This window comes from Sulfitobacter sp. CW3, from assembly GCF_019392245.1.
Taxonomy (GTDB): Bacteria; Pseudomonadota; Alphaproteobacteria; order Rhodobacterales; family Rhodobacteraceae; genus Sulfitobacter.
The window spans coordinates 377,789-389,758 of record NZ_JAHXRL010000001.1; the positions used below are offsets into that span (position 1 = coordinate 377,789).

Genomic DNA, 11,970 nt, shown 5'->3' on the forward strand with positions numbered 1-11,970 from the left:
GGGCCGTGTGTCTATTTGCTCCTGTGCGGTTTCTCAAACGGCGGCTAGAGAAGGCGCTGGAGCAAGGATACAACGTTACCATCGTTTCCCTTTCGCAGACCCTAAGAGATTGCCACCCGCAGGGCTGGTTGCGATGGCCACGTCAGGAAAAGGATCGCAGGGCTGGAAATGCTATCGCGGGCTAGAGTGGCGAGCAATGTGTTGACGCGGCATTGTGCGACAACTTGTTCTGGCCTCTGGGCATTGGCAACAATGTCCACCTCTATGCGGTTCGCAAGGCCCGCGGCCTGCAAATGGGTCACGATCTTTTCCGCCGAACCGACGCCCATGTAGACAGCTACACGCGTACCGGGGCGCAAGGTCGCGACCCAACCGGGTGCCTTGTTCGGGTCTTCGGACTGGCCTGTTGCGAAAACAAGTGTGTCGCAGGTTCCGCGCTCGGTAAGGAAGCCGCCAATTGCTGCCGACGCCGCACTGGCGGATGTCACACCGGGGACAATTTCATAGGGGATATTGGCTGCATTCAGCGCATCGGCTTCTTCGCGGCCGCGGGCAAACACCCCCGGATCGCCGCATTTCAAGCGCACAACGCGTTTGCCCTGTTGCGCGGCCGAGACGATGACGTTGCAAATCTTGTCTTGGGGCCAGTGATGACAGCCCGGGGCCTTGCCCACGTAAACACGTTCCGCATCGCGCCGTGCGAGATCAAGGATTTCGGGATCAACAAGCCGGTCATAGTAAATCACATCTGCTTCTTGCAGACGCTTGACACCGCGCAAGGTGATCAAATCTTTCGCACCGGGCCCGGCACCGACCAACGCGACTGATCCTGTCTGGGGTTCTTTGAAGCTGCCTGTGTCAATGGCCTCTTTTATCATCATCGCTGCTTTACGCTCTGCTCCGGTTGCATGGGCGTCGCGAACGGGGCCATTGAAAACCCAACGCCACAGATCACGGCGATCCCTTGCCCCAAGACGCATCGCGGCGCGGTCTCTTAGGCGGCCCGCGATCGAGGCAAGATCACCCAGACGTGGTTCCAGCAGAGTTTCCAGTTTGGTTTTGATTTGGCGGGCCAGAACGGGCGCTGTGCCTTCGGTGCCGATCGCGACAACGACCGGACTGCGGTCCACGATCGAGGGCGTCAGCGCGTCGCACAGGTCTGGCTGATCCACGACGTTGACAGTCGCGCCCGCAGCCTTGGCCAGCTTGTGCAGGCTGGCGTCAAGACCCGGACAACCGCTGGCAATAAAGACCAAAGCGGTGTCGGCGAAACTGTCCGGCGTGATGGGCCCTGTTTGCCAGTCGATGCGACCGGTTGCATGCAGATCAGCAAGCTCGGGATCCAGCGCCACCGCGAGGATCGTGATCTTGGCTTCTGTCTTGAGGATCAGGCGGCATTTTTGCGCGGCCTGTTCGCCGCCGCCTGCAATGACAACGCGCCGGCCTCGCATTTGAAGGAACATGGGAAAGGTTTTCATGCTAGTCTCCTTTCGGGTGTAAGACGCTCGAACCAAAGGGTTTTGGCCATGTCTTCGCAGTCGCGCACATTCGGGCACGCCCCCAACGTCCAAAGCGCTAGGGCGGCTGTTCCGGTGACGGTGGCCGTCGCAAAAGGATCGTCCAGATCACCGTTCCACAGCGCCTTTAAATCAATGTCGTGCTTTGGCTCGTGCAGGCGTCGCGTATCGCTGACGAGCGCGCGCGCAACGGCATCAAGCTCAACACCCGCGCGCAGACCAAACAGGGCCGCATCTTTCGCCGGGTTGCGCTCAAACTCTCCGCCACCACCTTTGATGACGGTCAGGTTTTCGTCGCCAAGCAATGCTGCCGCCCGCGATTGCAAACCTCGATAGGACGGGTGGAACACGCCTTGCACCGATGCCTTGGCCCCAGACGGGTTGAACATGCGCAAAACCGTATTGATGCAGGACCGAAGCCCGAAGGTGTCGCGCAACCTGAGCAGATCAAACGCAATCGGGTTAAGGTTTTCGAGAGAGGTGTATGTCAAACCCCGTCCCGCGAGCCCCAAGTTGTCCATCACGCCGCGCACGTCAGCAAAGGCGCTTTGGTGCGAATTCCAGCCATGCATCGACACGGTGTAGCCTGCATCACAAACCAACCGGGCGGCCAATAGGAACAAGGGCGATCCGCGCGTGCGACCCGCGGCGTAGGACGGCCAATCCAGATCGGCGCGGGGCAAATGCGTCGTGCTGGCGCGCAAAGCGGCGGTAAAGCCTGCGATCTCTGCATCGGTTTCGCCGCGCAATCGCAGCACCATAAGAAGCGCGCCAACCGCTTCGGGGGCCGCATTCCCCGACAGCATAATCGTCATGGCCTGCAGTGCCTCGTCCTGCGTCAGGGGACGGGCGCGGCCCTTGCCTTGGGCGACAATGCGAACAAAGGGGGCCAGGGTCATTCGGCGGCCATCGGTATGCGCATCTGCGCAAGCAGGCTGGCAAGTTCGGGCTTGCAAGACCCGCAATTGGTGCCGGCGCAGGTGACTTCGCCCAAGGCTTCGACGGTTGTGGCCCCGTCCGCAATCGCTGCGCGCAAGGTATTGATCCCCACATTCAGACAGGCGCAGACCGTGGTTCCCGGATCGGGTTGATCCGCGCCGTTGCGGCCCGCCAGCGCCTGCAAGGGCGGCGTTGATGTGCCGATAATCGAAATGGCCCTGTTACGAGCGAGCGATACCGGCGCGGTGCTGGCAAAGAACAACCCGACCAGAGTATCGCCGTTGTAAAAGGCAAGGCGCGTGGTGTTTCCAGATTGGTCGCGGACTTCGGAGGCAACGCATCCCTCTACGTCCATCACGCGACGTGCGAATTCTTCCCAGTCATCCGGTGTTTCAACGCCCGCATATTCGCCCTGCCACCCTGTCAGGGACCGTGCCACGGCGGCATATGCGCTGTCAGGTCGCAAAGGGTTCAGAGCGGCGGCAAAGCCGAACCAACTGGCGCGATATTTGCGTGCTGTGACCGCGTTATTCTTTGTCGCGGGCTGACCTGAAAACGGATCAACCACAGGCGGGATCAAGGTGTTGATCGTGCCCGCGCTGCTTTGTTGGCGGGTCCAATGGATGGGTGCGAAAATCTGGCCTTTGGGGCCGCGATCTGTGATCAACGCGCGCAGAATGGCCTGTCCATACCTGCTTTGTACCTCAATAAGATCGCCGGCGCGGATCTTCATCTTGGCCGCGTCATCGGGGTGCAATTCGCCGTAAGGTTCCGCCAGATGCGCGCCAAGGCGGGGGGCTTTTCCACTGCGGGTCATCGTGTGCCATTGATCGCGGTTGCGTCCGGTATTCAGCGTAAATGCATCATTTGGTGCAGGGGCTGGCGCAGAAACAGGCAGCATCCGCGCCTTGCCATCGGCGTGAAAAAACTGGCCATCTGAAAAGAAGCGTTTGCCATCCTTTGGCCACTGCGTCGGAATGAGGTTCGCATAATCGACGTCGGCGAAAATGCTTAGGTCCAGATCGCGGCCGAAATCCATGGTGGCCTCTGACAGGGCGACGTATTCGGCAAAGATTTCTGCCGGTGTTTCGAAGTTGAACGCCGCGTCCCAGCCCATGCGTTTGCCGACGTCGCACAGCGTTTTCCAGTCGGGCCGGGCCTCGCCAGGAACAGGAAGAAAGGCGCGTTGACGCGAAATGCGGCGTTCTGAATTGGTGACTGTCCCGTCCTTTTCGCCCCATCCGGTCGCGGGCAAAAGAACGTCGGCCAGATCGCCCGTATCTGTGCGCGCCATGATGTCGGACACGGCGACAAAGGGTACATTCGCGATGGCTTTTGCGACGTCTTGCGCATTTGGCAGGCTTACCGCGGGATTGGTGGACATCACCCACAACGCCTTGATCTTGCCGTCAGCGCAGGCTTGGAACATGTCGACGGCTTTTAGGCCGGGTGTCGCGCAGATTGTCGGGCTGTTCCAAAACCCTTGGACACGGTCGCGGTGGTCCGGGTTTTCGATGTCCAAGTGGTTGGCCAGCATATTGGCCAAGCCGCCGACCTCGCGGCCGCCCATCGCATTGGGTTGTCCCGTGACTGAAAACGGGCCGCAGCCTGGGGTGCCGATGCGTCCGGTGGCCAGATGGCAATTCAGGATCGCGTTGACCTTGTCGGTGCCGCAGACCGATTGGTTCACCCCCTGCGAATAAACTGTCACGACTTTCTGCGTGCCAGCCCAAAGCTGATAGAACTGCGCGAGCTCTTCTTGGGTAAGGCCGCATTCGGCGGGGGTATCCAAACGCGCCTGCGCGACTGCGGACATCATCCCGGCAACATGATCGCGCACGTAGCGGGTATTCACCGCGCCCGTGTCTGCCAGATAGGCAAGCAAGCCGTTGAACAGGGCGATGTCGCCATCCGGAACGATCCGAAAGTGATGATCCGCCAGCGCGCTCGTTGCCGTTTTGCGCGGGTCGATGTTCACGACTTTCATGTCGGGACGCGCCGCTTTTGCTGCAGATATCCGTTGGTGCAGCACCGGATGGCACCACGCAAGGTTCGAGCCGACGAGTACAATGAGATCGGCTTGTTCCAGATCTTCATAGGTGCCGGGCACGGTGTCAGTGCCAAAGGCGCGTTTGTGGCCTGCAACGGAAGAGGCCATGCAAAGCCTTGAATTCGTGTCGATATTCGCAGACCCGATAAAGCCTTTCATCAGCTTGTTCGCGATATAATAGTCTTCGGTCAGGATCTGGCCCGAGACATAGAAGGCTACGCTATCGGGCCCATGATCGCGGATGGCTGCGCTGAATTTTTCAGCCATCAGATCAAGCGCGTCATCCCAATCTGCGTCTTTCCCGGCGATCTGCGGGCGCAGCAACCGCCCGTCCAGATCGATCGTTTCCCCAAGGGCAGAGCCCTTTGAGCACAGCCGCCCGAAGTTCGCCGGATGGTCGGGATCGCCTTTGATTGTGCCATCCGCCCCCGCGAGCACGCCGCATCCAACGCCGCAATAGGGGCAGACTGTTTTCGTCAAGCTCATGCGATGGCTCGATGTTTCAGGAACGCTGCATCCAAAAGAATGCGCCCGTTCTCTACCTTTGCTGGATAGGTGGCGACTTGGCCGTCATCGGGACCTTGAACCAATCCTGTTTCCAACGAGATCACCCAGTTGTGCAAGGGGCAGGTCACTGCATTGCCGTGTACGATCCCTTCGGCCAGCGGCCCTTGTTTGTGCGGGCAGGCGTTGTCCAAGGCAAAGACCTCGTCGGCACCGGTTCGGAACACGGCCACGCAGCCATGAACCGATTTCACCAAACGCGCACCGCGTTGCGGGACCGCGTCAAGGGCGGCAATATCAATCCAGTTGCTCATTCTGCGGCCTCCAGGGAAAGATTGGCAAGCGGCTGATACGTTTCAGCTTTTTGGACATGCTGGGCCCAAGGGTCTTTGCGGTAGATCGTCTGGGACAGGTCGAAACGGGCAGCCAATGCGGCGCGGTTTTCAAGATCAGCCACCTGTTCCTGAATCCACTCAAGACCCACTTTGGCCATCCATTTATAGATGCGGTCCAGATATTTGGCGTTCTCGCGGTACGATTGCGTGACCGCTTTGATCACATCAATCACCTCTTCTTCGGTGGTCACCTGACACAGAAATTCGGTTTCACGCACGTCCATACCAGCGGCACCGCCAATGCTAATCTGATACCCGCTATCAACGCAGATGACGCCGATGTCTTTGCAGGTGGCTTCGGCGCAATTTCGCGGGCAACCGGATACGCCCAGCTTTAGCTTATGCGGCGTCCATGACCCCCACAGCGTTTTCTCAAGCTTGATGCCCAGACCGGTGCTGTCTTGGGTGCCAAAGCGGCAATGATCGGTGCCGACGCATGTTTTCACCGTGCGCAGACCTTTGGAATAGGCGTGTCCCGAGACCATGCCAGCCTTGTTCAGATCATCCCAAATCGCGGGCAGGTCTTCACCTTTGACGCCCAACAAATCGATGCGCTGGCCGCCTGTGACCTTCACTGTCGGCACGGCGAATTTGTCGGCGGCATCGGCAATCGCACGCAATTCATCCGGCGTGGTGATCCCGCCCCACATGCGTGGCACAACGCTGAATGTGCCGTCTTTCTGGATGTTGGCGTGCTTGCGTTCGTTGATGAAACGCGACTGCGGATCGTCTTGGTATTCCAGTGGCCAATCCGCGAGCAGGTAAAAATTCAGGGCAGGGCGGCAGACGTGGCACCCGCAGGATGTTTTCCACCCGCATTCCTGCCAGACCGCTGGCATGGATTTTAACGCGCGGCTTTTGATCATGCGGCGTACGTCTTCGTGGGTCATGTCCGTGCAGCCGCACACAGTTGCCGCTGCCGGAATGACAAAGTCATCGCCCAAAGTAACGGCCAAGACTTGCTCGACCAGTCCGGTGCATGTCCCGCAAGACCCCGATGCCTTGGTTGTTGCACGGATTGCAGCAAGGTCGGTGGACCCGGCCGCGATGGCGTCTTCAATCTGTCCTTTGCAAATGCCGTTACAGCCACAAATTTCCGCATCACGCGGTAAGGCTGCAACGGCTGAGAGCGGGTCCGACGCACCACCCCCCTGATAGGCCGGTCCAAAGATCAACGTATCGCGCATGTCCGCGATGTCAGTTTTGTCGCGGATCAGGCCAAAGAACCAATTGCTGTCGGCTGTGTCGCCATACATCACCGCACCAATGATGCAGTTTCCCTCGATCACTAGGCGGCGATAGACACCGCGCGCCGGATCACGAAAGACGATGTCTTCGCGGCCTTCACCTTCGGCAAAATCCCCCGCGCTAAACAGATCACAGCCCGTGACCTTTAGTTTGGTAGACAGCTCTTTCTGAACAAACGCCGCGTCTTCGCCAAGCAAGGTTTTGGCAACAACTTTGGCTTGGTCATATAGCGGTGCAACGAGGCCAAAGATCGCCCCGTCATGTTCAACACATTCGCCGACCGCCAGAATATCATCGTCAGAGGTGCGCATTTGGTCATCAACATGGATGCCTTTCCCGACAGCCAAGCCAGTGTCCGCGGCAAGCTGGGTATTGGGGCGAATGCCCACGGCCATAACCAGAAGGTCACACGGTAGTTCTGTTCCGTCATCCAGCAACAGCGCTTTGACTTTGCCGTTCTCGCCCAAGATTTCCTTGGAGTTGGCAGAGCATTTCACGGTGATGTTTTTATCGACCAAGGCTTTGCGGAGCAGGTAGCCTGCGGCCTCGTCCAACTGGCGTTCCATCAAGTGGGGCATGATGTGAATAACCGTGACGTCGACACCGCGCGCGGCCATGCCTGCTGCGGCCTCTAGCCCCAATAGCCCGCCGCCGATGACGACGCATTTGTTGCCCTTGCCAAGGCCCATCATACGTTGGGTGTCTTCGAGATCACGGTAGGCGATCACGCCTTCCAGATCATGACCGGGAAGGGGAATGATAAAGGGGTTCGAGCCCGTGCCAAACAGCAGTTTGTCATACGGCAGCACGTCGCCATTATCGGCCGTGACAGTTTTTGCCGCGCGATCGATCTGGCTGATCTTTTCGCCAAACCGGCAGGTGACGCCGTTTTCTTCATACCATTCGGGCGTATGCGTTACGATTTCCTCATAGGTTTTTTCGCCCGACAATACCGGGGACAGCATGATGCGGTTATAGTTGCCACGCGGTTCGGTGTTGAACAGGGTGACGTCAAAGTCGCCGTCTGCGTCCAAAAGATGTTCCAGCGCGCGGCCAGTCGCCATACCAGCGCCGATGATGATCAGTTTTTGTGTCATTATTCTGCTGCCACTGCTGTTTGGGGTTGCGGTTTGGGTTTAGGCTTTGCGCCGTGTTCGTATTCCTCAAGGAAATCCAGAACTTCGGCGCGGTAGGTGTAATAATCAGGATGCTCTAGCAGTGCCTTGCGGGTGCGCGGACGCGGCAGGTTTACGTCGGTGATTTTACCGATCGTTGCTTGTGGCCCGTTTGTCATCATGACCACGCGATCAGCGAGGAGGATTGCTTCGTCCACGTCATGTGTCACACAAACGGCCGTTACCTTGGTGCGCGACCAGACTTCCATCAACACCTCTTGCAGTTCCCAGCGGGTGAGGCTGTCAAGCATGCCGAAAGGTTCGTCCAGAAGCAGCAGTTTGGGGGAAAGGGCAAAGGCGCGTGCGATCCCGACGCGTTGCTTCATGCCGTTGGACAAAGAAGACGCGCGTTTGTCCATGCTGTCGGCCAGGCCGACCCGCTCAAGGTAGTATTCGATGACATCCTGACGCTCGGCTTGTGACGCGCGGGGATAGACCTTGTCGACGCCAATCGCGACGTTTTCCTTGGCGGTTAACCATGGGAACAGGTTGGGCGATTGAAACACAACAGCGCGTTCCGGATCGGCCCCTTCAACGTTCCAGCCATCCAGACGGATCGCCCCTTTTGAGATGGGGTTAAGGCCGGCAGCCATGGTCAGAACCGTGGATTTACCGCAGCCCGAGTGACCGATCAGGCTGATAAACTCGCCTTTCTTCACCTTCAGGTCAAAATTCTCGACGACGGTCAAAGGCCCTTTTGGCGTCGGGTAGATTTTGTGCAGTTGCGAGAAGGTCAGATACCGTTCTTCGATGCCGCTTTCTTGGGCCTTGGCCACGGCGGCGGGTACGGAATGGATTGGTGTAACGTTGGGCAGTTGGTGCGTTTCCTCGACCTTGGCGGCGATGCCCACGTCCATCAGATAGTTGGTCACTTTGACGCGAAGCGCCTTGAAGGTGGCGTCGTCATTCATCGCTGCCCGGTCGCGCGGGCGGGAAATGTTGACGGGGATAGGATCAGCCAAAGTCCCATCGGGGTTCAGCGGAATGATCCGATCGGCCAGCAAGATCGCTTCGTCCACGTCATTGGTGATCAGGATGCAGGTCTTTTTGTCGGTTTCCCAGATATCCAGAATTTCATCGGCAAGATTGGCGCGTGTCAGCGCATCCAGGGCGCTAAGGGGTTCATCCAGCAAAAGCATTTCCGGGTTCATCGCCAAGGCGCGGGCGACAGACACGCGCTGGCGCATGCCGCCGGACAACTCGGACGGGCGGCGCGATGTGGCGTGGGATAGCCCGACCATACCGACGTAGTGATCGATTTTCGCTTGTCTCTCGGTGCGGCTCAACTTGGGAAAGACCGCGTCAACCGCAAGGCCGACATTGCCGCCAACCGTGAGCCACGGCATCAAGGAATAGCTTTGAAAGACCAAGCCGCGTTCAGGGCCCGGACCGGTGATGGGCGCACCCTTGAAGGTGACGCGGCCCGTTTCCGGCATTTCAAGACCCGCGATCAGGTTCATCAGCGTGGATTTTCCGGTGCCGGAGAACCCCAGAATGGCTACGAACTCACCGTCTTTGATCTCGAGGTTGATGTCCTTGAGGACATCAATGTGGCTGGCACCTTGGCCAAAGCTTTTAGAGACGTTTTCGAACTTGAGAATGCTCATGTTGGCCTACCGGTTCTCTGTAAAGGTGAACATGGATTGCAGGGCGTACATCACGCGATCCAGCAAGAAGCCGATGATGCCGATGGTAAAGACCGCAACCATGATTTTCGCGAGCGATTGTGACGATCCGTTCTGAAATTCATCCCAGACGAATTTGCCAAGACCGGGGTTCTGCGCCAGCATTTCGGCGGCAATCAGAACCATCCAGCCAACACCCAAGGAGAGGCGTAGACCGGTAAAGATCAGGGGCAGGGCGGATGGCAGAACCAGCTTGGTGATTTTGGAATAGGTGCTCATCTTGAGAACTTTGGAAACGCTGACCAAATCCTTGTCGATCGAGGACACGCCAAGTGCCGTGTTGATCAGCGTCGGCCAGAGCGAGCAGAGCGTTACGGTGATCGCTGATACAAGGAAGGACTTGGTGAACATGCCGTCGTTGGTCGCATAGACTGCGGATACAACCATGGTGACGATGGGCAGCCATGCGAGTGGGCTGACGGGTTTGAAAATCTGGATAATCGGGTTGATTGCGGCGTTGGCTGTGGCGGATAGACCGGCCAAAATCCCCAATGGAATGGCGATCAAGGATCCGATCAAGAAGCCGAAGAAAACCGTTTTGATCGATGTCCAGATTTGTTGGTAATAGGTGGGCTTGCCGGTATAGACACGCTCTTTGACCTTGTCGGCCTTACCGCTGGCAACCAGCTTGGCGTTACGTGCGTCTTGGCGTTCGTAAAAGGCTGCTTCTTTTTCGCGTTCGCGCACCGCGTCGGCATTCAGGCTGATGGCTTGTTCCCAGACCTGGACGGGGCCGGGGATGGCACCTAGCGATGTCTGTACCGTGGGGGCCAATGTGGCCCAAGCGCCGATAAAAATGGCGATTGCCAAAAGCGGTACGCCAAGCAGCCGCCAGATCTCTGACATTTGTGCCTTGGGATTGTCGCCTGCGACGGCTTTCAGCATCGGGGTCAGCCACGCCAGACCCAAGACTTGGAACCATGCGTCAGCTTTGTTGATCCGCGTGAAAAGGCGGGCGCGCCGGGCTTCGGATTCGAGTGTATCTGGGTCAATGACAGTCATTTCGCAACCTGTGATAAGAAGGGGTTTGCAGTGAGTGTGCCCGCCACAGTTCATGCAGCGGGCAAGGGCTTTAGTTCTGGATTTTAGATCCCGAGATCACCTGAGTGCCCTTGAGGCCGATTGGCAGGCTCTCAAGATAGGCGTTGGGTGTGCGGCCATCATAGGCGATGCCGTCAATAACATCCTCGGCGGGTGTCGCTGCCTTGAAGCCATCGCTGTCCCACGGGAAGTCCGCCGCGTCTGCCATGCCTTCGTCAACCAGAAGCCGTGCTGCTTCTAGATAGATGTCGGGGCGATAGACGGATTTCGCGGTCTCAATGAACCATTCATCGGTTTGCGGTTCAGCGATTTGACCCCAGCGGCGCATCTGGGACAGATACCAGATCGCGTCGGAGTAAAACGGATATGTTGCGTTATAGCGGAAGAACACGTTGAAATCGGGCACGTCGCGGACGTCGCCTTTTTCGTATTCGAATGTGCCCGTCATAGAGTTGGCGATCACGTCAAAATCCGCACCAACATATTCAGAGCGCGCCAGAATTTCGACGGCAGCTTCGCGGTTGGCGTTGTCGTTTTCGTCCAGCCAGATCGCGGCGCGGATCAGCGCCTTGGTCACGGCCTTGGTTGTGTTCGGGTTAGCTTCGGCAAACTCGGCCGAGAGACCGAAGACTTTTTCTGGGTTGTTCTTCCAAAGCTCGTAGTCGGTGACCACCGGCACGCCAATGCCTTTGAACACGGCTTGCTGGTTCCATGGCTCGCCTACGCAATAGCCAAAGATGGTGCCGGCTTCCATTGTGGAGGGCATCTGGGGCGGTGGTGTTACGCTTAGGTATACATCTGCGCCAATCTGGCCGCTGACGTCTGCCGGAGAATAGTAGCCGGGCTGCAACCCGCCGGCGGCAAGCCAGTAGCGCAATTCGTAGTTATGCGTCGACACGGGGAAAACCATGCCCATGTTGAACGGGATGCCCTTGTCTTTGTAGCTTTCAACAACAGGGGCAAGTGCCGCTGCACTGATCGGGTGCTGGGGGCGGCCATCGTCCATCAGGGGGACGTGTGGCTTCATCTGTTCCCAGATGTCATTGGACACGGTGATCGCGTTGCCGTTCAGGTCCATCGAGAAGGGTGTGATAATATGTGCTTGGGTGCCGTACCCGATGGTCGCGGCAAGCGGTTGCCCCGCAAGCATATGCGCGCCGTCAAGTTGGCCGTCGATGACACCGTCCAGCAAAACTTTCCAGTTTGCTTGTGCTTCGAGCGTTACAAAAAGGCCTTCATCTTCGAAGTAGCCATTTTCATAGGCCACCGCCAAGGGGGCCATATCGGTGAGTTTGATAAACCCAAAAGTCAGTTCGTCTTTTTCTAGGTCCAGCATTTCGGCCATGACCGGGCTGGCACAGAAGACTGAAGAGGCGAGAAGCCATTTGATCGTGTTCATTTGTGTTTTTCCCCGTT

8 protein-coding genes are annotated in these 11,970 nt (G+C 58.0%); all 8 read right to left on the reverse strand.

From position 1 onward, the window contains the following. Window positions 1-101: 101 nt before the first annotated feature. Window positions 102-1,478, reverse strand: a complete 1,377-nt coding sequence (cysG, locus tag KZZ06_RS01640; RefSeq protein ID WP_219578281.1) for a siroheme synthase CysG — start codon at window positions 1,476-1,478, stop codon at window positions 102-104. Further along, the gene (locus KZZ06_RS01645; RefSeq protein ID WP_219578282.1) at window positions 1,475-2,416 is read right to left on the reverse strand and encodes a glycosyl transferase family protein; all 942 of its coding nucleotides are present in this window, start codon (window positions 2,414-2,416) and stop codon (window positions 1,475-1,477) included. The genes cysG and KZZ06_RS01645 overlap by 4 nt, the downstream gene beginning before the upstream one ends. Then, entirely contained in the window at window positions 2,413-4,992 is a 2,580-nt protein-coding gene (locus KZZ06_RS01650; protein WP_219578283.1) for a nitrate reductase, read from the reverse strand. Before KZZ06_RS01650 ends, KZZ06_RS01645 begins: the two co-directional genes overlap by 4 nt. Then, on the reverse strand, window positions 4,989-5,324 hold the full coding sequence (nirD, locus tag KZZ06_RS01655) for a nitrite reductase small subunit NirD (RefSeq protein WP_219578284.1): 336 nt from the start codon (window positions 5,322-5,324) through the stop codon (window positions 4,989-4,991). The genes KZZ06_RS01650 and nirD overlap by 4 nt, the downstream gene beginning before the upstream one ends. After that, entirely contained in the window at window positions 5,321-7,750 is a 2,430-nt protein-coding gene (nirB, locus tag KZZ06_RS01660) for a nitrite reductase large subunit NirB (RefSeq protein WP_219578285.1), read from the reverse strand. Before nirB ends, nirD begins: the two co-directional genes overlap by 4 nt. Next, on the reverse strand, window positions 7,750-9,435 hold the full coding sequence (locus tag KZZ06_RS01665) for an ABC transporter ATP-binding protein (protein ID WP_219578286.1): 1,686 nt from the start codon (window positions 9,433-9,435) through the stop codon (window positions 7,750-7,752). Before KZZ06_RS01665 ends, nirB begins: the two co-directional genes overlap by 1 nt. Window positions 9,436-9,441: 6 nt before the next feature. Beyond that, a complete protein-coding gene (locus KZZ06_RS01670) occupies window positions 9,442-10,515 on the reverse strand; it encodes an ABC transporter permease (RefSeq protein ID WP_219578287.1) in 1,074 nt (357 codons plus the stop codon). A gap of 70 nt (window positions 10,516-10,585) precedes the next feature. Further along, entirely contained in the window at window positions 10,586-11,953 is a 1,368-nt protein-coding gene (locus tag KZZ06_RS01675; RefSeq protein ID WP_219578288.1) for a CmpA/NrtA family ABC transporter substrate-binding protein, read from the reverse strand. Window positions 11,954-11,970: the final 17 nt, after the last annotated feature.

Bases quoted from the DNA above. Each gene is read 5' to 3' on its own strand.
- cysG (WP_219578281.1), bottom strand. From the start codon at position 1,478: ATGAAAACCTTTCCCATGTTCCTTCAAATGCGAGGCCGGCGCGTTGTC.
- KZZ06_RS01645 (WP_219578282.1), bottom strand. From the start codon at position 2,416: ATGACCCTGGCCCCCTTTGTTCGCATTGTCGCCCAAGGCAAGGGCCGC.
- KZZ06_RS01650 (WP_219578283.1), bottom strand. From the start codon at position 4,992: ATGAGCTTGACGAAAACAGTCTGCCCCTATTGCGGCGTTGGATGCGGC.
- nirD (WP_219578284.1), bottom strand. From the start codon at position 5,324: ATGAGCAACTGGATTGATATTGCCGCCCTTGACGCGGTCCCGCAACGC.
- nirB (WP_219578285.1), bottom strand. From the start codon at position 7,750: ATGACACAAAAACTGATCATCATCGGCGCTGGTATGGCGACTGGCCGC.
- KZZ06_RS01665 (WP_219578286.1), bottom strand. From the start codon at position 9,435: ATGAGCATTCTCAAGTTCGAAAACGTCTCTAAAAGCTTTGGCCAAGGT.
- KZZ06_RS01670 (WP_219578287.1), bottom strand. From the start codon at position 10,515: ATGACTGTCATTGACCCAGATACACTCGAATCCGAAGCCCGGCGCGCC.
- KZZ06_RS01675 (WP_219578288.1), bottom strand. From the start codon at position 11,953: ATGAACACGATCAAATGGCTTCTCGCCTCTTCAGTCTTCTGTGCCAGC.